The following is a 26,085-nucleotide window of genomic DNA, read 5'->3' as shown; positions in this document are numbered from 1 at the left end:
AATTTTATCTTCCATAAAAGTAACCCAACACTATTATCTCTCAGCTAATAGGGGATATAGTGTTAGTTGAGTACAAAAGTAAAAATATAAAAAACAAGTAAAATATCGAATAGGCAAAAAATCGTTTAGCCTGTTTGTTATCAGGGGTGTCATAGAATAAAGAACCGGAATAATATAGAAATATTAAACCAAGAATACCGGAAATTATTAAATATATAAAATTATTCATTCCAATAAAAAAAGGCATTAACGAAACAATAAATAGTAGAATGCTATAAATTAGAATTTGTTTCTTAGTATATAAATTCCCTTTTACTGCAGGCATCATTGGTACTTTACAGTTTTTATAGTCATCGTTACAGAATAAAGCAAGAGCCCATGAATGCGGCGGCGTCCAAATAAAAATAATCAAAAATAATGTAATCGACTCTAGAGATATAGTATTGCTTACTGCTGCATAACCTATCACAGGAGGTAATGCTCCCGATACTCCGCCAATAACAATATTTTGTATAGAACGACGCTTTAACCAAATAGTATAAATACAGATATAATAAAAAATAGTGAATAGCAGTAAAAAGGAGGCAAGTAGATTAACACATAAAGCCATAAAAAATACTGCAAAAAATCCCGTTATCAAACCAAAAGATAAAGCCTCATCAGGTTCTATAGCACCTCTGACGATAGGTCTTTTTTGAGTACGTTTCATTAAGCTATCGATATCTCTATCGTACCACATATTAATTGCTCCTGCACTACCTGCACCAAGAGCTATGCAAACAACAGCAATACCAGCAATAAAAGGATGCACGGAATAAGGAGCAAGCCACATACCTACAAAACCCGTAAAAATCACAAGCGACATCACACGCGGTTTCATTAATAATATATAGTCTTTAACTGTACTCTGTGAATAATTGATTTTATCTAAATTGATTGACCTTACTAAAGAACTCATATGAAATATTTTTTAATCAAATATAAAAAGTTTTAGGTTAAAAATCAATGATTGACTTTGATATAAGAAATGTATATATTTTCTTGTAATTCAAATATAAAGTTAAGGATATTATCAGTGACAAAAATTGTTCGTTCTAAATATAAAGCTAGTAGAAGACTTGGAGTAAGTCTATGGGGTGATAGCAAGGATGCTTTCAATACACGAAATTATCGTCCCGGACAGCATGGACAAAATACCATGATTAAAACTTCAGATTATGGTTTGCATTTAAAGGCTAAGCAAAGATTAAAATGCCACTACGGTCGCGTCACTGAAAAACAATTTAGAAATATTTTTGCACTTGCTCAAAAAATGAAAGGTAATACCGGTGAAAACTTCATTGGGTTACTTGAAAGCAGACTTGATACAGTTGTTTATAGAATGAATATAGCTCCAACTATTTTTGCTGCAAGACAGTTAGTTTCACACGGACATATTAAATTAAACGGTAAGAAAGCCGATATAGCAAGCATACGATTAAAGGAAGGTGATGTTATAGAAGTTAAAGAATCCGTAAAACAAATACCGCTTATCCAAGAATCTGTTTCAAAACAAGGTCAAACAACACCAGGCTATTTATCATTTGATGTACCTTCATTAACCGGTAAATATTTAAGAATTCCTGCTCTTTCTGATGTTCCATATCCTTTTGAAGCAGAAGTTCATTTAGTAATCGAGCTATATTCTCGTTAATAATCCTGTCGTCCTAGCTAACTTGATCAGCCTTGTTACATGGCTTATTTTATGTCATTCTCGTGAAAGCGGGAATCTAGTTAAATGTGTCATACCGCAACTTGATTGCGGTATCTCAAGACTCAGCCTATAATAATAAGATTCCATAACCGAGCTGGCATTGTTGCATGGCTCGGAAAACCTGCTGGGTGTCATACCGTGGCTTGTCCACGGTATCCAGTAAAACAACTAAAAATACTAATATTATTAGTATTTTTAACTGGATCTCGTGAATAAATCACGGGACGACAACAAAAAAACCGAGCCATGCAACAAAGCCAATGCCTTCTCGCAATGACATAAACCAACCCTATAACACTATCCCATATATAATAATTGTTTCTACTTGCGTATTATTTTTAAAAACATATAATGCCATTATTTTTAATAAAAATTAATAATTATGGTATTCTCTTTTTTATTTCGTAAAAATCCGGTAATAAAATCTTTTTCTAACTTAGGCTATGATATAGATGATATAATATCTACAATCTCATCTAATAAGGTAAATTTTAATAAAAATAATGCTGCTTCTACCTTTTCCAAGAAGTTAGCATATGGAACGCATTTAATAATTAGTGGTATAACTGGTTTTATTGTAAATGGGACAAAAGGAAGCAGTATTTTTGTTTCGGCAACTCTTGCTGATGAAATCTTAATAACCGAAGGGTATTTTCAGAAACATTATCTTACTTCTGCCACATTTAAAGGAAGTTTAATCTACCCTATCACTACAAATCTCATCACAACTTTTCCTAATTATTCGGTACCAATTTATTTAACTTCTACAGCTGCAATATTGAGCTTAACATATTATGGGACTGATTTCTTAAATTATCAGGAAAATTTAAAAGAAATTCAGACAAACTTAACCCCTAATATTAGGGTAATTGATCCTAATATACTTTCTAACAATTTTAAAAATAATTCAAAAAATGAAATTAAAGATGTAACTCAAGGATTTTATCACATTTCTAATAATCCAATTATTAGAAATATGGTTATAACAAATGTTTTAGATTTAATTGAAGCATGTATAAATAGTAGTTTTATTAACTACACCGGAAATGATGGCAATACATTAATTGCATTGACCTTACTCATACAGGACCCTAATGCTGCTATAGGACCTCTTATTTCTCAAGGAGCAAAAATCAGTATTTTATGGTGCGGAAAAAATATAATAAGCACTCTATTCCAATCATATAAAACTTCTTTAACACAAAATACTCAAGATTTAATCGAACAAAAAGCTTTAGAACTGTTACTAAACGAGGAATATAAAAGTAAAATCTTAAGGCTAAAGGATATAGAAGCTATTACTAATAATTTATTTAATGATCTTCATAATACTTTCACTATTGGAATTTTACAATTAGGGAATTTAACCACTCAAAAAATTATACAGCTTATTGCATTGCAAGATATAATGAATTTAGTTCCAGGAGCTATTATATTTAATGAGTTTGAAAATATTAAGCAAGGATTTTTAAATATATTATATCAACTAGATATTTCTTACCGGAAAGAAGCAGAGAAAATTAATGAAAATAAAGCTTCTATAGTAAGAAATATATCCTCTAATACTTCAAATATCTTGTTAACTGATTCTGCTCAATTTGTACAAAACCAATACGCCAAACAACTTAAAGCTAAAAAAGAAATATCAAAGAAAATGCTGTTTTTAGATAGCACAAAAAATACTGTGACCACTATACTAGATATCTCAGATAAATTCATAAAATCACTTTACTATATTTATAAAGTAAAAAATGGAGAGATTACGCTTGAGCAAGCTCTACTACTTAATCCTTGGCTTGAAACTATAAAACCATTTTTAACAAGTTCCTCATTAAAAATAATCTTTAGTGGAGCAGTTATATCACAAGCAAGAATTACGAAATTAATAGAAGCAATTTCTTCCGAGGATAAAAAAGGAATAACATGGACTACTAATGATACAAATGATGAACTTGTAATTTCTGATTATAACCTAATTATAGAAGAAAGAACTATTTTGAGTTTTGAAAAATTAGTATTAAAACTAGGAGCACATTATCTTCTTTCAGCTTCCTCAGGAAAAGGCAAAACTACTTTTTTAAAGAGTTTAGTAAATTGTATTGCTGACCCATGCCATAGCGTTGGCGAAATTTCCATACCTACCCATTATCAAAATCCAAAAATAATATTTATTGATCAGAATAGTTACATACCGGCTCAATCTACTTTATTTGAAGTAATAACCTCCGGTCTTGATGAATCAACCATTAAAAGTAATAAACAATCATTAGAAGAAAAAATTAACACATTATTTATAAAATTAGATCTAGCTACATTAATTACGCACTTAAGTGATAAAAATTATGATGTAATAAATGCACCAAGTGGCGGTCAAAAGAAAAAAATTGGAATCATTAAAGCTATAATTTCAAACCCTAAAATATTAATTTTAGACGAGGTATTTGCCAATCTTGATAAAATATCTATAGAAAATGCACAACAAGCTTTAAAAGAATTTTTACCGGAAACTTTAATGCTTGTAGTACATCATGACGGTAAATCTCATGACTATAATAATTTTTATGACCAGTGTATAAATTTTGAAGATTTGTATGCTGAAATAAAATTATTAGGAGAATAGCTATTCTATTCAATCCTATATATTCCAAGTAAATGAAGAGTAATATAGTTTTTTTATATATGTTTTTTCTTCCTTCCCCCCGTTGTTGGAAGGCATTGTTGCATGGCTTGGAAAGCCTGCTGGGTGTCATACCGTGGCTTGTCCACGGTATCCAGTAACACAACTAAAAATACTAATATTATTAGTATTTTTAACTGGATCCCGTGAATAAATCACAGGATAACAAAAAAAAACTGAGTCATGCAACAAGTACTACAGTCGCTTGCAATGACGATTAGGCATCTACATAACAATGCCACACGGGAATGACATAAACCACACTACTAACTAATAGCGATTATAATAAAATTTTAATTATGGGAGTTTTTTAAGATTTCTTTATAGACTTCAAGATTTTTTCTAAGCATCAGATCAAGAGAGAAATTATTAATTACCGTATGTCTTGCTGCTTCTTGGATTTTCTTAGCAGTATCAGTGCCTAAAATCGAGAAACAATAATCGATTTTCTCTGCTAACGCTTCGGCATTATTTGGTTCTACGTGGAAACCGGTTATATTATTATTTATCGTTTCTACTGCCCCGCCGATATTAGTTGCAATAACAAGCTTCTCCATCGCCTGCCCTTCTATAATAGTACGTCCGAAAGCTTCAGGCTCGATTGAGGCAGAAACGATAATATCGGAAATCCCGTATAGGTTTATTATATCCGAATCATTACCAAAAATTTGAATTTTATTTTGAAGTTTTAGAGCAGCTATAAGCTCTTTGACTCTATTAGTAAAATTGGGATGTCTAGATATATCACCAACCATTAAACAATAAAAATCTCTATGTTTTAACTTACTTAATGCTTCTACTAGAACAAGATGCCCTTTCCAACTTGTCATTCTAGAAGGCATTAATATTATCGGCACGTTGCTCGGTGCATCATATTTATCACGACATTTTTTAAGTTTTTCGGGTGTTAAATTTGCCGGATCAAAATAATCACAATTTACTCCACGTTCAATTACTACTATTTTATCTTCATCAATTTTATAGTTTTCAAGCAAATGTTGTTTTACAAAATTGGATACAGCAATAACTTTCTCGCCTTTTAGCATTATGCTATTATAATATTTTTTAAAACTATTTGGAATATTATAAACCCCATGAAAAGTAGTCAGAAATTTAGCATTCGTCCATTTTGTGGCTAGATATGAACTCCATGCCGGTGCCCTTGATCTTGTATGAACTATATCAACATTATATTTTTTGATTATTTCTGCTATCAATTTTGCATTATTCAGAATTACAAAAGGATTTTTACTGCTACTATTCATTTCAATATGCAATATATCTTCCTTATCTAACTCTTTAACTAGAGTACCGCCTGCTGAAATTATGATAGGAGTATGACCGAGAATTTTAAGATATTTTGCAACTTCTATAGTACCTCTTTCAACCCCTCCCGAAACTAGAGCAGGAACTACTTGCAAAATAGTATATTTATTGTATCGTTTACTTGACTTTAATAAAGGCATTAAATCTCAATCTATTAAAATAATTATTTAAAATGCACAAGCTTTATAATAAAACACAAGACAAATTTATTGTCTATGATAATTATAGAATAATTAATACAAATATTCCATCTGTAATTTTTTTACACGGCTTGATGTCTAGTATGCAATCAACCAAGGCTATCTATTTAATAGATTATTGTAAAAAAAACAATTATAATTTTATTGTTTTTGATAATTTCGGCCATGGAAACGCATCGGGACAATTTGAGGAACAAACAATTAGTGATTGGTTAGAAGGAGTATCACTAATTTTAGACAAATTAATTGATAAGGAGGCGATATTAGTAGGTTCGAGCATGGGAGGATGGCTTGCACTTCTTGCGGCTTTAAGATTTCCTGATAGAATAAAAGGACTTGTGTGTGTAGCCCCTGCTCCGGATTTTACCGAAGATATTTGGCAAAATATATCGCTAGATGATCAAAGTAAGATGCAAAAAGAGGGAGTATTAGAGGTAGGTAGTAAGAATTGCGATCATAAATATCCTATAAGCTATAAACTGATAGAAGATGCAAAAAAACATTTATTATTGACAAAGAAACAGATTGATATAAATATACCGGTACATCTAATTCATGGAATGTTAGATGAAGACGTGCCTTATAATGTTTCAGTAAAATTATTAGAAAAAATAACAAGTAAACAAATAGTAATGAAGCTAATTAAAGACGGCCACCATAATTTATCTAGAGAAGAAGACTTAAAGGTAATGACAAATTCCTTAGAAGAAGTGATAAGTAATATTAAATAAAAAACAAATATGTATAGCAAAATAAATAAAGTTCATGATTTTAAAGAAGTTATAGAAGCAGTAGAACAAGCTAATAATACTAGTTTGGTACTTTTTGACGTTGATGACGTAATTGTGATGGATACTGATGAGTCTAGGTTAACACATGATTATAGAAAAGAATTAATGAAGAGCATTGAAAAAAGACTTACTAGAAAAGAATGTGAATTATTACTTAGCGTTATTCTTAAAGGAAAAAAATCTAGGTTCGTTAATTCAGATATTTTAAAAATATTTACTCTACTTAAAGAAAAAAATATTCCGGCAATGGGGCTTACTAAACTTCCTACCGGTAAATTCGGCGTAATTGAAGATATGATCGAATGGAGAGTTCGTGAACTCACTGAATTAAAGGTAAATTTTCAAGAATTTTCACCTTTAGAAGATGAAATAACAATCGAGGATTTTAATATCGGTTACGGTAAACCTACATTAAAAGATGGCATAATTTATACTGCGGAATATGATAAAGGAAGCGTACTTGAATATGTATTACGCAAAACAGATTATTATCCGCAATCAATAATATTTATTGATGATATAGAAGAAAATTTACTATCATTACAAGAGACTTGTAAGAAACTAAAAATTAACTATCAAGGATTTGAATTTATGGGTTCTGCTATCGTTCCTGAACCTGATCTTGATGAACAATTAGAAAAAATCAGATTTGAAATTCTAGAAAAAGAATATAAATGGTTAACGGATGAGGAACTTAAAAAGCATACTTTGTCATAACTTGGAGGTATTGTTGCGTGGAGCGGTAAACCCAATATGTCACCCCGTGGTCAAGCCACGGGATGACAGAGGTGAAATTAATCCACGCGGGCAATACCTAACGCAGACAAACTAACTAGATGACACCTATTCAACTTAAAGTATAATATTATGCCTGCAAAACTTATTGTTCTTTTTACCTTACTTATCTCACTTTCTACTGTGGCAAGTAAAAAGGAAGAAGAAAAAATTACAGGAGTAACAGCAACTAAAGTACAAATTGCCGAGCTTTACGACATATTTAATATTGTAGGGCAATGCCAGAATGATAATAGTCGTGATTATTATGCTAATGCTACTGGAGTAGTTGAAAAAGTCTCAGCACATCAAGGAGAAATAGTAAAAAAAGGAGATATATTGCTGGTTATAGATAAGAACATAGCAGAAACCACTAAATCTAGAGCAGCAGCTTTATTAAATACAAAACAAGAAGATTATAATAGAAAAGAAGCTTTATTTGCTAAAAAATTTGTAAGCAACGAGGAATATAAAAGGTCAAAAAGCGAGCTTGAAGATGCAAAATTTAATTATTCCAAAGCTTTAAAAACATATGATAATTACTGCACCCTATTCCGGTAAAATAGGCGTAATTAAGTCTATGGTCGGCGATGAAGTAAAAATAGGCGACTATCTTTTTAGCATTACCGGAACAGAAAACTCACAAAGTATTTTTATTGAATTGCCGGAGTCTTTAAGCGGAAAAGTTGGAGTCGATACTGAAGTTTTAATTGCAGGAAAAATTAAAAGTACAATCGGGGCAGTATCGCACTACTTATCAGATAACGGTACTTTAACAGCCAAAATTATTTTACCTATGGGGACAAAAATCCTGCATAATAGCTTTGTAGATGTTAAGCTTATAATTAATCCTCATAAAAATCTAACCGTTCCTGAAAATTGTATTCAACGAAATAATCAAGGTAATTTTATTTATAAAATAGACGGTGATACCGTAAAACAATTATATGTAAAAATCGGCACACGTACAGAAGGTCTAATTGAAATTACCTCTAACGATATTAAAGAAGGTGACTTAGTCGTTACCGAAGGTATGACTAAAATCGGTGATGGCTCAAAAGTTAAGGTACTTGAGGAATAGTTATTTATATATGCTTTCTAAGCCATCTACGTATTTTGGATATAGTTGCACGTATTCCATTGTGCCTTAAAGAAGTAATAGTTAATAAAATCAAAATTTTTGTCACAAAGCAATAGGTTCGTATTTTTTGAATTACATAGTTATTTTTGAAAAAAGAAATATTACTTTTTTTATAGTCTTCATTTTTATTTTCTAGTAATCTTAATTGTGTAACAGCTGCTAATAACAAATTAATAGTAAACGGACTAAATTTACTTAAATAAGAATCATTAAGAACATAAGAAGTAATATTTATTAAACCTACTGAATATTTATTTGGGTCCATAAATGTATTAGTACCACCGCTAATTCGTACTTTAGACAATTCTTTGTCTATACCGCCTATTAAGTTTTTACTAGCAATAGATATCCATAAACAACAATCTTCACCACTTCTTATATTTTCAGGAAATAAATTTTCTTGGAATAATGTCAAAGTTCCCATAACTGTCGGCATTGCTATTGGACAAGTTTGTATGACTTGAGGAAAAACATTTCCACTAAAAAACCCGGAATGAACAGATTCTATATATTTTCCTTTTTCATTTATTTTTTGATATGAAGTATGAGAAAATATAAAATTATTTTCTTCCATAAATTTTAATTGGGTTTCTATTTTATCCCTATAAAATAAATCGTCCGAATCAAGGAAAGCAATATATTTTCCTATAGCATTTTTAATACCTAAGTTACGTGCAGCAGCAGGTCCTTCATTTTTTTTATAAAAATATTTTATTCTTTTATCTTTTTTGCATATTGAAGTTAATTCTGATGTATCATCAGTCGATCCATCATCTATTATAAGTATCTCAAAATTTTTGTGTGTTTGAATAAGTACACTTTCTATAGCTTCAATTGCCCAATTTATTCTATTATATACCGGTATAATAACACTAACTTTAGTATCATTTAATACTTGCTTTACCATAGTATTTGCTAAATCACAGGCTTTTTTATAAGGAGTATTATTTGATAAAAAATTAGCTGTACGAGTTAAAAATAAATAAGAGGAACCTTCCATTTTGATCATTTCTTCTTCTGTTAACTCACGAAGAAACGATGACCATAATACATTACACTCTTCGTTATGATTTGATATTTTTTTACTACCTTGCTCTGAATGAAAACGAGATTTAATTAGGATAGACTCATCAAAATAAATAGAAGCAACACGGAAAATTTTAAACCATAAATCATAATCTTGTGTTGTCGGTAAAGCTTCATTAAATATACCGACTTCATGAAAATATTTAGCAGGAATTAATAGCGAACAACCATGTATTAATCCTCGTAATAAAGGTAATAAAGAAATATTAAGTTTATTTATAGGTAGCACATTATCCGGTTTAATATAACGTAGAGAGTTTCCTTTTTCATCAATTAATTCATAACCGCCATAAATGATAGTATTTTTATTATCTAACTCACTTAATATGTTAACTTGCTTCTCGATTTTATTAGAGTAATATATATCATCATGGCTAAGCCATGAAAAATACTCCCCTTTCATGTTTTTTATACCGTAATTTAAAGCCGAACCACAACCTCCGTTTTCTTTATGAAAATAGCGTATTTTATCACCATATGATAATGCTACATTTTCTGTCTCTCCATTATCTTTGGAACCGTCATTAACAACAATAATTTCGATATTTTTGTAAGTCTGAGCTAAAGCACTATCTATAGCTTCACACATATAATTAGCCCCATTATAGACAGGTATAATAATGGAAACTAAAGGATGATAAATATTTAGAGGTTTATCTTTTTTAGTTGTCATAAATTTTAAAAATAATTTATAAAATGTTAGTTTTATTGTTTAAATTTTCTATAGAGTTTTAGAAAAATAGATTTTTCTTCTTCGCTAATAATTAATTTATTTTTAAGAATTTTTATTTCTTCTAAAGCATTATTTAGCTCTGTTACAGTATTATTTAATTTACTTTCATAGCTCAAATTTTTCTCTTCGCTATCTTTAAATGCATTTTGCACTTGTTGAAGTTGTTTTAATATACCTTGAGATTGAAGCCCTAACTTTTCTAAAAATTCAGGATTCCAAGCAGTAATTGGATAGCTAAATAATTTTTTTACCGGCTTTAAATCTGAGTTACTGGATATACAGATTATAGAATTAGGAGGATTTTCTTCAGAACGTTTATCTGAAGTTATTCCATCTAATCCTTCATAGAAAAATTCTTTGTTCTGATATGACTCAAAGTCTTTTTCAGTAATCCAATTCACTAAATGATATATATTTCCTTCTGCCTCATTAAAAGGTACATTTACTATTAATCGTTTTTTATATTTAAGATTAAGTACTAGATTTAAGCCGTCTTCAATATGCTCAAGTGCATGTCTTGATACAATATAATCATATTCTTCTGCCTTTTTAATAAAACTAACTAAATCAGATTCAATATATTTTATATTAGATGCTTCATAATTTTGTTCAGCATAAATTATAGATTCTTTACTGAGATCTATTGCTGTAATTTCTACTCCTAATATATCGCTAAGCATGAAAGTTCCGTGTCCTGTTCCACAACCTATATCTAAAATTTTTATTTTTTGATTTAGCATTAATGGGCTATTAAGTATATCGGTTTCTATAATTTTTTTAAAAATCTTATAACTACTTTTATGACGAATTACCTCTGAAATATCATGTGTTTCTCCAGGAATTAATCTTTCCCCATCATTATAAATTTTTTCTAATATACACATATTTTAATTATTATAATTTTAACAAATATTCTGCAATAAATGCAGCAGGGTTTTCTACAGGATCAAGCATCTTTTTAAATTGATTTCTACCCTTATTATTTTCATGATAAGGTAAATAATGATTTTGCTTAATAAATTCTATATAGTTAATAATATCCTGCGGCTCATAAGCAAAATACATATATTTTTTTAATTCTTTAGATAGAGCATTGCTATTAAATTCATTATTCCAACCATTACTTAAGTAAATTATAGGCTTATCTGCAACTACTACTTCAGCAAGAGATGACGTACCGTCACTTATTACAATATCCGACACCATTATATCATCTAGTAACGACCTGAATGCATGTGCAGAAATAGTAACATTTCTTAAAGAATTAAACCTACTTAATATATTATCCATATCACTTTGGCTTAAGTAATTTTTACCGACCGCATAGGTAAATAGTGTAACATGTGGTCTTATGATAAAATGAATATTAGGATGTTGTAATGCATAATTATAGAAAAAATAGTGATAATTTAAGAAAGTAGAACCTCCTTCATATAAATCTCTATTTTTAAATGATAATTCCCATCTAGGAAGCCATAAAATGGTTTCCGAGTTTGGTTTTTCTTTAATATTATAATTTCTTACTTCATAGTATGGTTGATAACCTGAAACAATAACTCTATCCTTAGGAAATTTATAATTACTAATAAAAATATCTTTTGTACTTTCCGAGTCAACAAATACCGTCTCTATGAAACTTGATAACTTATCATCATCAATATTTTTTTGATGAAAGATATGCGGACCATAAACTACATACATAATTTTTGTTTTAGTTCCTCTAAAACTCTTATACAAATTAGCAGCCGTAAAAGGTTCTGATATATAGCCTTGAAAATTTTCGTAAGGGTTTTGCGTAAAGATAAAATCCGGTTGATAATTTTTTAGTTCAGAAATTTCACATTTTGTATTAACATTTGAATAAGAAGTATACTCACCACATGGATATATCACGTCTTGTGTATCAAATTTACTAATAAACTCGGTATCTATTCCTCCTTGAATATTAGGATGAGGATGAGGTACTATTACAATTTTGACATCATGACCTATTTTTTTCATCTCATTATACATTGCGTATACGCCTTTGCCACCGAATGTCTCTGTACTAACAAGGAAAACTATTTTTTTATAAGAATTTTCTTTAGAATAGCAAAAAGAAGATATAAGAGTTATCAGTAAAAAAACACTTAAAAATGAAGTATTAAATTTTATTGATTTAAAGAATTTCATGCTTTTGATATGATAATAATGAATAGGATAATAGGATTACTTTTTAAACCACACCGTACGGTTAACATAATCCACATAACTTAAAACTATACGTAATATTTTCTTTGATACAACTCCCGCTTTAGCATAATCGGCTACAATATCTTGCGAACGTTTGTTATTCTCGTGTTCTTCCGTGATAGCTTTCATCGATTGTAGTACCCGTTCAGCCTTAAAGCCCGACATAATAAGCGTACCGGCGTCCATACCTTCAGGACGTTCATGTGCTTCTCGAATATTTAAAGCAGGTAAATTAAGTATAGATGCTTCTTCAGTAATAGTACCGCTATCGGATAAAATACAAAATGCATTCATCTGGAGCTTAACGTAATCCGTAAAACCAAAAGCCGGTAAAAATCTTATTTTATCACCAAGCTCCTTAAACCCCTCTAAATCCTCAAGCCTTTTTTTAGTCCTTGGATGTGTCGAGAAGATTACCGGAAAATTATACTCTTTAATAAGCGTTTGTAAACTACTTAATAATTCTTTCAGATTATTTTTGACGTCGACATTTTCCTCACGATGTGAGCTAATTAAGAAATACTGCTTTGATTTTAGCGATAATTTATCTAAAATATCCGACTTTAATATTTTAGGCATAAAACGGTCAAGAACTTCAGGCATATGCGAGCCTGATTTAAAAATAAGCTCAGGAGGCAAACCTTCAGCAATTAAATAACGTCTTGCATGCTCGGTTAACGTAATGTTAATGTCGCTAATATGATCAATGATTTTACGGTTTATTTCTTCAGGTACACGCTGATCAAAACAACGATTTCCTGCTTCCATATGAAAAATCGGAATTTTACGGCGTTTAGCAGCAATCGCCGATAAACACGAATTAGTATCGCCGTAAAATAAAACGGCGTCGGGTTTTTCTTTCTCAAGTACCTCGTCTACTTTTTCGATAATAAGCCCGATAGATTTTGCCGTATTATCTGCTGCTACTTCTAAGAAATAATCAGGTTTTCTAATCCCCATATCATCAAAAAAAACCTGATTTAATTCATATGCATAATTTTGACCAGTGTGAACTAGGAGGTGATTAGTATATTTATCAAACTCGGAAATCACGCAGCATAATTTAATAAGTTCAGGACGAGTACCGACAATCGTCATTACCTTAAGCATTTTTTAGCTCCTCTTGTACGTAATCAAGCGTCAGTAATAACTCTTTTACTTCTTCTAAATTTAAACGTTTTGTATTATGGGAAGTGTAATCCTCTAAAAGTGCTACTTTCTTTTCACCTTCAACAAAATATTTTGCATAATTAAGATCACGCCCGTCCATAGGAATACGGTAATAATCCCTTAAATCCTCAGCTTTTGCCATTTCTTCAGATGATACTAGCGATTCGTAATGTTTTTCGCCGTGACGTGTACCGATAAAACGTATTTCATTTTTGCTATCGAATATTTCTTGTAATGCTTTTGCAAGTACCTCAATTGTACTTGCCGGAGATTTTTGTACGAAGATATCACCCTGACGCCCATGCTCAAACGCATATAAAACTAAATCTACGGAATCTACAAGCGACATTAAAAAACGTGTCATTGACGGTTCTGTAATGGTTAATTCCTTACCTTGTTTTATTTGATTTATAAAAAGAGGAATTACCGAACCACGAGATGCCATAACGTTACCATATCTAGTGACGCAAAGCACAGTCTCACCTGGAGAACGCATACGTGCTTTTGCTATTGCTAACTTTTCCATTAATGCTTTAGATAATCCCATTGCATTAATTGGATATACAGCCTTATCGGTACTCAGTACAATAACTTTTGTAACTTTGTTATTAATAGCAGCACTTAAAACATTTTCAGCACCTAACACGTTAGTATTGATTGCTTCCATAGGATAAAATTCACAAGTCGGAACTTGCTTTAAAGCGGCGGCATGAAATACATAATCTACACCATGCATTGCCTCATCAATACTTTTATAATTACGTACATCCCCGATATAGAATTTAAGTTTTGAGTTATTTAAAGCAATACGCATATCCTCTTGCTTTTTTTCATCTCTACTAAAAATTCTAATTTCCTTAATATCATTGATAATATCGGATTTAAGAAAACGAGAAAGCACCGCATTACCAAACGAACCGGTGCCTCCTGTAATCATTAAAGTTTTATCTACAAACATTATTTATTTAGTACCTATTTTTGAAGTTAACTGTCATACCGTGGCTTGTCCACGGTATCCAAAAAATAACTTTTAATATCAATAATTTTTAAGCTGGATACCGTGGTCAAGCCACGGTATGACACAAGCCTACTTAAACTCACACATACGCTTTACAAGCTCCTTCCACTCAGGAGGCGTATATCCCGTTACCTCGTTAAAACTAGTAGCATCTAGAGAACGATCTATCACAAGCTCATCCGATGGAATAATATCGATTTCTTTATTATATATTTCCGCTACTAATTTTAACAATTCTAACTTATTAATCGGTTTTGATGCAACATGATAAAGCCCATGCAGTTCTTTATTCGGTAATACAAAATCCCTTATTATTCTTGCAAGCTCTACTGTCGGGAATCCTGAATAAATAGCTTTTTCAAAACCTTTCACCTGCCCTTCTGCACTTAAAAACCAATTGATTAAGCTTCTATTACCTGCTAGCTCATGACCTATAATAGAAGTACGCAGCGTAATAGCATGCGGATAATCTACTTCGCCAAGGAATTTAGAACGACCGTAAAGATCATAGCAATCAGAAAAATCGCTTTCCTTATAATTACCTTTTTTTCCTGAAAATACACAATCAGTACTAATATGGATTAACCTTGAATTAGCTAATTTACATAAATTAGCTAGCCTATGCGGTAACAAACTATTTATTGGCAATGCTTTTAACGGATCGTTTGCATCAGCTAGTTGTTTCACAAGCCCTATACAATTTATGACGGCATCGGGTTTTATTTTATTGAAGACCTCAACTAATGAATCATGATTCTCAACATCTACATTTGTAATTAATTTATCGGATAAATCCTTAGAAAAATAAGAACGAGCGGAATTATTTCGGGCTGTCGCATAAACGTCAAACTTACTATCCTGACTTAAAAACCTAAACATGCTGTTACCCAGCATACCGGTAACACCTAGAATTAATATTTTCATGATATATTTTATTTATTTTTATCGAATCGTTTCTATCATAAATAATATATCTTTACAATAAGGTTTTTTCAAAGCTAAGAATATATATACTCAAATGATTTCAAGAATTGAATTTGTTATCAAATGGTGAACGCACGCAGCTTATACTTAATAAGTGAGTACGTGAATCCATGAAGATAACAAAGAGCAATTCTTGAAAGCAGCAGAGTATAATTATCAACGATTGTTGTGTGGATGCCAAATCGTCATTGCGAGGAGCGAAGCGACGTGGCAAGGAAGTAAAAAATAATTAAAAAAATTCTGATTTACAGAATTTTTTACTAGATTGCTTCGTTGAATTACTACGTAATTCTTCTCACAATGACGAAAAATTGACCCATGCAATAACTCCTCAATTCTTTCCTAATTAAATATTTTTTATAGAATCAAGCACTGTTTCAAGAATCATACTAGCAGCTACGGCATCATCATTATTATTACGGTCTTTTCTTTTAACGCTGAATGATTTAAGGAAATTATTTGCAGCTTTTGTAGTTAGTCTTTCATCTTGTAAATATATAGGCAAATTTACAGATTTTGTTAATTCTTCTGCAAATTTCATCACTATATTTGTTTGCTCCGTTACTGCTCCGTTCATATCAATCGGTAGACCTACTACAACACCACAAACTTTATATTTTTCGATAATATTAAGCAAGGAAGTAATAACGATTTTTTTATTTATCTCAATTATAGTGTTTAAGGGCATAGCAATACTACGTTCTTGATTAGATAATGCGATTCCTAATTTTTTGCTTCCGTAATCAATAGCGATAAGCGGAGCATTTGGTATTAAAAGCGGATAAAATTCTTGAAGATTTTTTATGATCATGGTAGTTATTAATTCTACTATTTATCTTATATTACTTATATATGCTAAAAACTATTCAAAAACATTTAGATACGAAATTAATTAAATTATCGGCTATTTTAGCCTTTATTTATTGTTTGTTATTTAATACCGCAATATTGATTTATAAATTTGATTATTATAAAGCAACGATTTTTAGAGGGATATTAGAGCTATCAAAAGATTTTTGTTATATTTATATATTTTCTTTTATAGCATTTTTTGGTCTTAGCGTACATAAATTAGTGTTAAAAATCGGCGTAGGGTTTTTATTTATAACATCCGCTATTGCTAGTTATTACATTTATTTCTTCAAAATCAATCCTACTAAACAAGTAATAGGGAGTTTTTTCTCAACGGATTTAAACGAAGTTTATGAATTAATCAGCATTAAGTTAGTAATATGGATAATTTTTTGCCTTTTTACCTGTTTTTATACTCTCAAATCGTTTGCTGCCGAAAATTCTAAATCATTCGTAACAAAATTATTATCTGCCGCTTGCTTACTTATTTTTGTATATAATATTATTACTCCTTCATTTAAGATACTAAAAAATTACTTTCCCATTCAGTATTTACATAATAGCTACCTTAATTTTGCTGGAAATTTTGGTGATAAAAATTATACATGTATAGATATTAGTAAGCAATATAACTTTATAGATAAGTCAGATAAAGATATTATCGGTGTTTTAGTTATAGGAGAATCGGCAAGATTTGATCATTTCGGTATTAACGGTTATGAAAGAGATACGACTCCTTACTTAAAAACTGCTCAAAATCTAACTTCTTTCAAAGCTAAATCCTCTTCTAATCTTACCTATCTTTCTGTACCGTCATTACTTTCACGTTATCCTGCAAGTCAAATTGAAAATACTAGACAAGAGAACAGCTTTTTATCAATTTTAACAAATCTTGGCTTTAATACTACCTGGATCGGTACTCAAACTTTAATGAGGAGTTTCGCAAATTTTGACCTCAGTAATATATATAATGACGTTAATTTTACTATAGTACCGGGCGGCTCTGCTCTATTTTCTTTAAATGATCATGATGAAAAAATATTACCTTTTATAAAAGAAATAATAACAAACTCAGAGAAACAATTTTTAGTAGTTCACACTTCCGGCAGCCATTGGAACTATAATGCGAGATATCCAAAAGAGTTTGAGTATTTTACCCCTACCTGTCCTATTAAGGTTAAGGGAGATGCAAGTGATTGCGATAAGCTTGCTTTAGTTAACAGTTATGATAATTCAATTTTATACACTGATTTTTTTTTATCTAATTTAATAGATTTGCTTAAAGATAAAAATGCCTTTTTATTATATGTATCCGATCACGGCGAATCGCTAGGAGAAAATGGTTATTACGGTCACGGTGGTCCACTACTTGCAGAACAAATAACAGTGCCGCTTATAGTTTGGGTATCAGATGATTTTAAAGAAAAATATCCTGAATCGGTAGACTCAATTAAAAATTATGCTAATACCGAAATTAGCCATGATTATGTATTTCATTCAATCCTTGACTGTTTAAATATAGATTCCAACATAGTAGATAAAGACTTAAGTATATGTAAGTCTAGTTAAAAATTATTGAATTATTAAAAAATTTATATATAAATTAAAATCTCAATAATTATATGATTTATTATTATGTCTGATATACCTAAACTAGATGACTATTATTATAGATTTTTACAAAGTATTTTACTTAAAACACTAGAACAAAATAAAGCCGCTGAAACTTATTTATTACAGAAAGATTTTAATAGTGCTTTAAATGAGATAAAAAATATAAATGAACAACTTGAAGAATATTCAAGCATTCTTTCTTTACTCAAAGTAATTAAAACCCATTTTATTGATAAAAAAATATATAATTAATGTATACTCGTTTAATTTAAATCCTTTTTTTATAATTAAAAATAATATAGAGTGGAAATAAAAAAAGGTATTGAATTATGGAATATGCATTATTAATTTTCAGTATTATAGCGATTTTAGTTATAATACAAATGGTTAAAGTTGTACCTCAACAACAAGCATGGGTAGTAGAAAAACTTGGAAAATTTGACAAAGTACTACAACCTGGTTTAAATTTACTAATCCCTGTCATTCAGAGAGTAGCATACAAACATACTTTAAAAGAAGAAGCTATAGACGTTACCGCTCAAACAGCTATTTCAAACGATAACGTAACATTATCTATCGACGGTGTTTTATATGTTAAAATTATTGATCCGATGGCAGCGTCTTACGGTGTTAATAATCCTTACTATGCTATAACGCAGCTTGCTCAAACTACTATGCGTTCGGAAATCGGTAAACTCCCTTTAGATAGAACTTTTGAAGAGCGCGAAACTTTAAACGTAGCAATTGTAGCAGCTATTAATCAGGCTGCTATAAATTGGGGCATACAATGTATGCGTTATGAAATTAAAGATATTCAACCTCCGCAAACTATACTTAAAGCTATGGAATTGCAAGTAGCGGCAGAGCGTCAAAAAAGAGCTCAAATTCTAGAATCGGAAGGTAATAGGCAAGCAAAAATTAACCATGCAGAAGGTGAAAAAGCACAAATCGTACTGAATTCAGAAGCTTCTTATACAGATCAAGTTAACAGAGCAAAAGGTGAAGCTGAAGCAATAGGCTTAGTCGCTACCGCCACGGCAAATAGTATTGAGATTGTTGCAGCTGCCGTACAAAAAACGGGAGGAAGCGATGCAGTAGCTCTTAAAATAGCCGAGCAATATATTAGTGCATTCGGTAATTTGGCTAAAGATACTAACACCGTAATTTTACCCGCAAATCTTTCAGAACCGAGTAGTTTTGTAACCGGAGCGTTAACTATATTTAACCAATTAAAAGCTTCTTCGGAAAAGAAAATAGATAAGTAGCAATTTATAAAGATTTATTATTGTAATAATAATTAGTTTTATATATCATATCAGATTATTAATTAATAAAAGGTTATGAATATGTCAGTATTTGTCGGCAAAACTGCTCCGGATTTTACAGCTAAAGCTATTATGCCTAATAATAATATAGACGAAAAGTTTAAACTTAGCGATTATGCTGCAGGGGATAATATAGTGTTATTTTTTTATCCTCTAGATTTTACTTTTGTTTGTCCATCGGAAATTATAGCATTTCACAATAAGCTTGGTGAATTTACCGAAAGACGTACTAAATTAGTAGCTGTTAGCGTTGATTCTCATTTTAGCCATTTAGCTTGGAAAAATACTCCGCATAATAAAGGCGGACTTGGACAAGTACAATTTCCAATGGTTTCCGATATAAAAAAGGATATTTCTTCAAAATATAACGTACTTAATGAAGACGGTGTTGCTTTGCGTGGAACTTTTTTAATTGATAAAGATTTCATAGTACGTCACATGCTAGTTAACGACTTACCTATCGGTCGTGATATTAATTATACATTAAAAGTAATCGATGCTTTAACTCATCATCAAAAGCACGGCGAAGTTTGTCCTGCAGGCTGGCATAAAGGTGAGGAAGCAATTACCCCGTCACATGAAGGTATAGCACATTATTTAAGCTCACATGCCGAGAAACTGTAGTATTATGTCATTCCCGCGTGGATCGGTTTTTTCGTCATTGCAAGCGAACGTTAGTGAGCGTGGCAATCTCAGGAATCCTTCCCAAGATTGCTTCGTCAATTTACTATTGTAAATTTCCTCGCAATGACGTTAACAATTAAACCAAAACCCATATCAAATAACCCTAAATAATGCTAAAAGAATTATTTTCTACTCCTAAAATATCCTATGATGTTGAAACAATTAATATTTTACGTCTTATTAGGAGTGAAAATATCGGTCCTAAAACTTTCTTTAGTTTAATTAAATTATTCGGTGATGCAGCAACTGCCATAGATAACGCTCCGGATTTTTCATTGCGAGGCGGAAAGTCGAAACCAATTAAAATTTTCAGTAAAAGCGATGCTGAAAAAGAGTTAGAACTTCTCGAAAAAGATAATGCTAAGATTATCACATATAAATCTCCGGAATATTCAAAATTATTACTTGAAATTTATGATCCACCACCAATATTAAGCTATAAAGGTAATATAGAGTTATTAAATCATAATAAATGCGTTGCAATAGTAGGTGCAAGAAACGCTTCTGCAAACGGAAGAAGCTTTGCTCATAAAATTGCAAATGATTTAGTAAACGAAGGGTATATAACTATTTCAGGATTAGCAAGGGGGATAGATAGTAGCGTACATCAAGCTGCAATTTCTCAAACTATCGGAGTTATTGCAGGCGGTATTGATCATATATATCCACCGGAAAATAAAAAACTATTTGAAAATTTAGCAGAAGAAGGTTTAATATTAGCTGAGTTACCTATCCGCTCTACACCTCTTGGAAAACATTTTCCGCAACGTAATCGGATAATATCGGGGCTAGCCTTAGGAGTGGTAGTAGTAGAAGCAAGCTTAAAATCCGGTTCATTAATAACTGCAAAATTTGCACTTGAACAGAATAGGGAAATATTTGCTGTTCCCGGTTTCCCTTTAGATCCAAGATGTCAGGGTACAAATAAATTGATTAGAGAGGGAGCATATTTAGTGGAATCAGTAGACGACATTGTAACTAATTTACCGCAATATGAAAATTTTATTAAAAAAGATGATGAGTTATTTAAAGATTTTGTTGAGCTAGAAACACTAAATACGAGATATGTTAAAGAACCGTCACAAAAGGAGCGTACTGCTATATTGGAATTATTATCGGCAGTACCTATAGATTTTGAATATTTACAAAAAGAGACAGAATTACCGCTTCCTATTATATATACGGTAATATTAGAATTAGAACTCGCCGGCAAAGCAATACGTCACGCCGGCAATAAAATATCATTAGTTTACGCCTAATGCTCTATGTCATTCCCGCGTAGGCGGGAATCCAATACTTTAAAGCTTTTTAAAAGCTTTATTTGAATAAAATCTTGATCAAAAAGATTTTTTGAAAAGCTCGATTTATCTCGCTTTACGCTGGATTCCCGCTTTCGCGGGAATGACATAGTAAAGAGTGGGGCAAATAATAATAGAATAATTATTTTTATAATGAAAAATAACCATCGATGAAATTAGTAATAGTAGAATCGCCGGCAAAGGCAAAAACGATAAATAAATATTTAGGTGATGAATTTAAGGTCATTGCATCATTCGGTCATATTAGAGATTTACCTTCTAAAAAAGGCTCAGTGTTACCTGATGAAAATTTTGCGATGAAATATGATATTTCCGATAAAGCCGGTAAATATGTAGATGCCATAGTTAAAGATGCTAAAAAAGCTGATGCAGTATATCTTGCAACCGATCCGGATCGTGAGGGTGAATCTATCTCATGGCATGTTGCAGAGGTAATAAAAGAAAAGAATAAAGTTAAATCCGATGATTTTTTCAAAAGGGTAGCCTTTAATGAAATTACTAAAAAAGCAATTATTCATGCCGTTGAGAACCCTAGAAAACTTGACACTAACTTAGTAAATGCCCAGCAAGCAAGAAGAGCTTTAGACTATTTAGTCGGCTTTACCCTTTCACCTCTTTTATGGCGTAAGTTACCTGGGTGTAAATCGGCGGGACGTGTACAGTCTGTGGCTCTGCGATTAATATGTGAGCGAGAAGATGAAATAGAGCGTTTTAAGTCAGAAGAATATTGGGATATTAGCCTTAAAATGCAAAATAGTAATAACGAACTATTTACTGCTAAATTGACTCACGTAAACGATCAAAAGTTAGAAAAATTCTCAATTATTAAGGAAAAAGATGCCAAAAATTTAACTGAGAAATTAAAATCTCAAAAATTTCATGTTGATAAGATAGAAAAGAAACAACAAAAACGTCAGCCACAACCTCCTTTTATCACTTCATCACTGCAACAAGAAGCAGCAAGAAAATTAGGTTTTAGTGCTAAAAAGACTATGCAAATAGCACAAAAACTTTATGAGGGCGTTGACATAGGTAAGGAAACTATAGGGCTTATTACCTATATGAGAACCGACGGCGTTACATTATCAAATGACGCAATAGCTGATATACGTAATTTAATCGATAAAAATTACGGCGACAAATATTTACCGACTAGCCCTAGAATTTACAAATCCAAAGTAAAAAATGCTCAAGAAGCTCATGAGGCAATAAGACCCACAAATATCACTTATACGCCTGATAGCTTAAAAGAAAAGCTAGAAAAGGATTACTATAAACTCTATGAACTAATTTGGAAAAGGACTATAGCCTGCCAAATGGAAAATGTGATAATGGATTTGGTAGTTGCAAGTTTAGCTTCGGAAAATAAAGAATATTTGGCAAAAGCAAATGGCTCGACTATAGCATTTGACGGGTTTTATAAGGTTTATCGTGAAAGTGTGGACGATGAGGCTGAAGAAGAAAATAAAATGCTGCCTCCTTTAAAAGAACAAGAACCGCTTAAAACTAAAGAAATTATTCCTAATCAGCATTTTACAGAACCTCCTCCAAGATATTCGGAAGCAAGCTTAGTGAAAAAACTTGAAGAGCTTGGGATCGGTCGCCCTTCGACCTATGCTAGTATTTTATCGGTTTTACAAGATCGTAAATACGTCTCTCTTGAGAAAAAGCGTTTTATGCCTGAAGAATTAGGACGTTTGGTAACGGTATTCTTGGTCGGTTTTTTCAAGAAATATGTAGAATATGATTTTACCGCAGGTCTTGAAAATGAGTTAGACGAAATAGCGGCAGGTAAGCTTGAATGGAAAGCTGCTTTAAATAATTTTTGGAGCGGTTTTAATCATAATATTGAATCGGTAAACGAACAAAAAATAACCGAGATTATTAGCTATGTACAGAAAGCCCTTGATTATCACTTGTTCGGTGAGAATAAAGAATCTAAAGTTTGTCCTTCATGTAAAACGGGTGAGCTTAGCTTAAAACTCGGTAAGTTCGGAGCGTTTTTAGCATGTAGTAATTACCCTGAATGTACTTTCAGAAAATCCATTGTTAGCGGTAACGATAATAACGAAAATGAAGGCGAACCTTCCGCTATTCCTAATGAGAATAAAATTTTAGGCACTGATAAAGACGGGATAGAAATACACTTAAAAAAAGGACCTTACGGATCTTATATTCAACTTGGTGAACAAGAAGGCAAAGTAAAGCCGAAACGTAGCCCCGTGCCTCCTAGCTTGAATCAAAACGATATCACACTTGAGATGGCATTGAAGCTTCTAAGCTTACCTCTTAAAATCGGCGTGCATAAAGATAGCGACGAGGAAATTACGATAGATTACGGTAAATTCGGTCCTTACATAAAATATATAGGAAAGTTTATTTCAATACCTAAAAAATATGATTTTCTGAATTTAAGCTTAGACGACGCAATGAAGCTAATTGAAGACAATAAGGCGAAGTTAGAGAAGAAACAGGGGTAAACAGTTTAGCGCGTCACCCCGTGATTTGATTGATGTCATTCCTGCGAAAGCAGGAATCCATAAAATAAAACTAAAAAACAGAAAATGTATTGGGTATATATTATGCTCTAATAAGCATGGTACTTTATATATTGGTATTACTAATAATATAATACGTCGTACTTATGAACATAAACAAAAAATAATAAAAGGTTTTACCTCAAAATATAATATTATAAAGCTTGTTTATACAGAAGAATTTACTGATATTAAAGAAGCACTTACAAGAGAAAAAAACTTGAAAAAATGGAAGCGTAGTTGGAAAATAGAACTGATAGAAAAAGCTAACCCTGAATGGAAAGATTTAATTGAATAGTTCTATGGATTCCTGCTTTCGCAGGAATGACATAAAAAGATATAAAAAATGACAAAAATTATAACACGATTTGCTCCGTCACCAACCGGTATGTTACATGTCGGAAATATCAGGGCAGCATTGCTTAACTGGCTATATGCAAAGAAGCATAACGGGCCGTTTATTTTAAGATTTGACGATACGGATTTAGAGCGTAGTAAACAGGAATATAAAGACGCTATCGAAAAAGATTTAAAATTTTTAAATCTTAATTGGGATCAGACATTTAATCAATTAAGTCGTTTAAGTAGATATGATGAAATCAAAAATCTATTATTAGACAAAAAAAGATTATATGCCTGCTATGAGACTCCGGAAGAGCTAGAATTAAAGCGTAAATTTCAATTATCTAAGGGATTACCGCCGATTTATGATCGAGCTAGCTTAAATCTAACAGAAGAGCAAACACAAAAATATATAGAGCAAGGAAGAAAACCGCATTATAGATTTTTGGTAAATCATGAACCTATTAGCTGGCGTGATATGATCAAAGGCGAAGTTAAATATGACGGTAAGGCTTTAAGCGATCCAATAGTGATAAGAGCAGACGGTAGTATGACTTATATGTTATGCTCAGTTATTGACGATATTGATTATGATATTACTCATATTATTAGGGGTGAAGATCACGTTAGCAATACCGCTATTCAAATTCAAATGTTTGAGGCTTTAAATACTACTCCTCCGACTTTTGGACATTTAAGTTTAATAATCAATAAAGACGAGAAAATTTCTAAACGAGTGGGAGGGTTTGAGATCGCAACTCTTAGAAAAGAAATCGGTCTTGAAGCTATGGCAATAGCTAGCTTTTTTAGCTTACTTGGTTCATCGGCACAAATCTTACCTTATAAATCAATGGATAAGCTAGCGGATCAGTTTGAGATAAGTAGCTTTTCTAAAAGCCCGACTATCTATCAGCCGGAAGATTTGGAAAGACTAAATCATAAATTATTGATAAGTTTAGATTTTGACGAAGTAAAAGACCGCCTTAAAGAAATCGATGCCGAGTATATTGATGAAAATTTTTGGTTATCGGTAAGACCTAATTTACAAAAATTACGTGATGTAAAAGATTGGTGGGAGATTTGTCATAAAACTCCGAATGTAGAAAATCTAAATTTAGATAAGGATTATTTAAAGCAAGCTGCAGAATTATTACCGCAAGGAGAAATTACTAAAGATAGCTGGAGTATTTGGACTAAAGAAATAACAAATATAACAGGCAAGAAAGGTAAGGAGTTATTTTTGTCTCTTCGCCTTGCTTTAACCGGTAGAGAATCAGGACCGGAAATTGCAGGTGTTTTACCTTTGATTGATAGAGAAGAAATAATAAAACGATTAACTATAGTCAAATAATTTGAATTCACTGACGATGTCACTCGTCGCTCTCCTATTAGTTATAGGCTTCGCTCCTTGCTTCTTGTAATTAAATCCAACTGATTTGACTATAGCGTGTAACTTTTTATGTCATTCCCGCAGGGTGCTGCCCGCGTGGATGCTAAATCGTCATTGCGAGGAGCGAAGCGACGCGG

General features: G+C 31.6%; 18 protein-coding genes and 5 pseudogenes. 13 read left to right on the top strand and 10 right to left on the bottom strand.

From position 1 onward, the window contains the following. Positions 1 to 40: 40 nt before the first annotated feature. A complete protein-coding gene (gene cyoE, locus H6P87_RS02500) occupies positions 41 to 958 on the bottom strand; it encodes a heme o synthase (RefSeq protein ID WP_202069900.1) in 918 nt (305 codons plus the stop codon). A gap of 117 nt (positions 959 to 1,075) precedes the next feature. Here cyoE and rpsD point away from each other — a divergent pair, with 117 nt between their 5' ends. Then, a complete protein-coding gene (gene rpsD, locus H6P87_RS02495; protein WP_202069899.1) occupies positions 1,076 to 1,693 on the top strand; it encodes a 30S ribosomal protein S4 in 618 nt (205 codons plus the stop codon). A 442-nt stretch (positions 1,694 to 2,135) separates the two neighbouring features. Beyond that, a complete protein-coding gene (locus H6P87_RS02490) occupies positions 2,136 to 4,373 on the top strand; it encodes an ATP-binding cassette domain-containing protein (protein ID WP_246438046.1) in 2,238 nt (745 codons plus the stop codon). 350 nt (positions 4,374 to 4,723) lie between these two features. On the opposite strand, the gene H6P87_RS02485 is transcribed toward H6P87_RS02490, so the two are convergent. After that, entirely contained in the window at positions 4,724 to 5,896 is a 1,173-nt protein-coding gene (locus H6P87_RS02485; protein ID WP_202069898.1) for a glycosyltransferase family 4 protein, read from the bottom strand. A gap of 32 nt (positions 5,897 to 5,928) precedes the next feature. On the opposite strand from H6P87_RS02485, the gene H6P87_RS02480 reads away from it, so the two are divergent. From H6P87_RS02480 to H6P87_RS02470, 3 genes and pseudogenes are all read left to right on the top strand, one after another. Beyond that, complete coding sequence (locus H6P87_RS02480; protein ID WP_202069897.1) at positions 5,929 to 6,687, top strand: alpha/beta hydrolase; 759 nt, start codon at positions 5,929 to 5,931, stop codon at positions 6,685 to 6,687. A gap of 9 nt (positions 6,688 to 6,696) precedes the next feature. Continuing rightward, entirely contained in the window at positions 6,697 to 7,464 is a 768-nt protein-coding gene (locus H6P87_RS02475; protein ID WP_202069896.1) for a DUF2608 domain-containing protein, read from the top strand. A 147-nt stretch (positions 7,465 to 7,611) separates the two neighbouring features. After that, a pseudogene (locus tag H6P87_RS02470) lies at positions 7,612 to 8,602 on the top strand (efflux RND transporter periplasmic adaptor subunit). 4 nt (positions 8,603 to 8,606) lie between these two features. On the opposite strand, the gene H6P87_RS02465 reads toward H6P87_RS02470, so the two are convergent. From H6P87_RS02465 to ruvX, 7 genes and pseudogenes are all read right to left on the bottom strand, one after another. Beyond that, on the bottom strand, positions 8,607 to 10,421 hold the full coding sequence (locus tag H6P87_RS02465) for a glycosyltransferase family 2 protein (protein ID WP_202069895.1): 1,815 nt from the start codon (positions 10,419 to 10,421) through the stop codon (positions 8,607 to 8,609). A 455-nt stretch (positions 10,422 to 10,876) separates the two neighbouring features. Continuing rightward, positions 10,877 to 11,359: pseudogene (locus H6P87_RS02460) on the bottom strand (class I SAM-dependent methyltransferase); the annotation flags it as partial. A gap of 16 nt (positions 11,360 to 11,375) precedes the next feature. Further along, a pseudogene (locus H6P87_RS02455) lies at positions 11,376 to 12,730 on the bottom strand (hypothetical protein). Continuing rightward, positions 12,690 to 13,823 carry a non-hydrolyzing UDP-N-acetylglucosamine 2-epimerase gene (wecB, locus tag H6P87_RS02450; protein WP_202069893.1) on the bottom strand — a complete coding sequence of 378 codons (1,134 nt, stop codon included), beginning with the start codon at positions 13,821 to 13,823 and terminating at the stop codon, positions 12,690 to 12,692. The pseudogene H6P87_RS02455 and the gene wecB overlap by 41 nt, the downstream one beginning before the upstream one ends. After that, positions 13,816 to 14,841, bottom strand: a complete 1,026-nt coding sequence (gene capD / locus H6P87_RS02445; RefSeq protein WP_202069892.1) for a UDP-glucose 4-epimerase — start codon at positions 14,839 to 14,841, stop codon at positions 13,816 to 13,818. The genes wecB and capD overlap by 8 nt, the downstream gene beginning before the upstream one ends. 129 nt (positions 14,842 to 14,970) lie before the next feature. Then, a complete protein-coding gene (locus tag H6P87_RS02440) occupies positions 14,971 to 15,825 on the bottom strand; it encodes a dTDP-4-dehydrorhamnose reductase family protein (protein WP_202069890.1) in 855 nt (284 codons plus the stop codon). Between the two features lie 406 nt (positions 15,826 to 16,231). Then, positions 16,232 to 16,696 (bottom strand): Holliday junction resolvase RuvX, encoded by a 465-nt coding sequence (gene ruvX / locus H6P87_RS02435; protein ID WP_202069889.1) that lies wholly within the window; start codon positions 16,694 to 16,696, stop codon positions 16,232 to 16,234. A 41-nt stretch (positions 16,697 to 16,737) separates the two neighbouring features. Between ruvX and H6P87_RS02430 the strand changes: the two genes are divergently transcribed. From H6P87_RS02430 to gltX, 8 genes and pseudogenes are all read left to right on the top strand, one after another. Next, the gene (locus H6P87_RS02430; protein WP_202069888.1) at positions 16,738 to 18,306 is read left to right on the top strand and encodes a phosphoethanolamine transferase; all 1,569 of its coding nucleotides are present in this window, start codon (positions 16,738 to 16,740) and stop codon (positions 18,304 to 18,306) included. Positions 18,307 to 18,372: 66 nt separating this feature from the next. Beyond that, positions 18,373 to 18,603: a hypothetical protein gene (locus H6P87_RS02425; protein WP_040257485.1), complete on the top strand. Its 231-nt coding sequence runs from the start codon at positions 18,373 to 18,375 to the stop codon at positions 18,601 to 18,603. A gap of 77 nt (positions 18,604 to 18,680) precedes the next feature. Next, complete coding sequence (locus H6P87_RS02420; RefSeq protein ID WP_010423399.1) at positions 18,681 to 19,616, top strand: SPFH domain-containing protein; 936 nt, start codon at positions 18,681 to 18,683, stop codon at positions 19,614 to 19,616. 81 nt (positions 19,617 to 19,697) lie between these two features. Continuing rightward, positions 19,698 to 20,300 (top strand): peroxiredoxin, encoded by a 603-nt coding sequence (locus H6P87_RS02415; protein ID WP_202069887.1) that lies wholly within the window; start codon positions 19,698 to 19,700, stop codon positions 20,298 to 20,300. A gap of 170 nt (positions 20,301 to 20,470) precedes the next feature. Continuing rightward, positions 20,471 to 21,619, top strand: coding sequence for a DNA-processing protein DprA (gene dprA, locus H6P87_RS02410; RefSeq protein ID WP_202069886.1), 1,149 nt, complete (start codon positions 20,471 to 20,473; stop codon positions 21,617 to 21,619). A 209-nt stretch (positions 21,620 to 21,828) separates the two neighbouring features. Next, positions 21,829 to 24,159: a type I DNA topoisomerase gene (gene topA, locus H6P87_RS02405; protein WP_202069885.1), complete on the top strand. Its 2,331-nt coding sequence runs from the start codon at positions 21,829 to 21,831 to the stop codon at positions 24,157 to 24,159. 84 nt (positions 24,160 to 24,243) lie between these two features. Continuing rightward, a pseudogene (locus tag H6P87_RS02400) lies at positions 24,244 to 24,514 on the top strand (GIY-YIG nuclease family protein). Positions 24,515 to 24,562: 48 nt separating this feature from the next. Continuing rightward, entirely contained in the window at positions 24,563 to 25,909 is a 1,347-nt protein-coding gene (gltX, locus tag H6P87_RS02395) for a glutamate--tRNA ligase (protein ID WP_202069884.1), read from the top strand. Here the strand turns inward: gltX and H6P87_RS07275 are convergent. Continuing rightward, positions 25,895 to 26,002, bottom strand: a pseudogene (locus H6P87_RS07275) (palindromic element RPE2 domain-containing protein); the annotation flags it as partial. The gene gltX and the pseudogene H6P87_RS07275 sit on opposite strands and share 15 nt — an antisense overlap. Positions 26,003 to 26,085: the final 83 nt, after the last annotated feature.

It is taken from the genome of Rickettsia tillamookensis (genome assembly GCF_016743795.2).
GTDB classification, from domain to species: domain Bacteria; phylum Pseudomonadota; class Alphaproteobacteria; order Rickettsiales; family Rickettsiaceae; genus Rickettsia; species Rickettsia tillamookensis.
The sequence above is the reverse complement of the archived record's forward strand: the minus strand, read 5'-3'. Positions and strand labels throughout refer to the sequence as shown.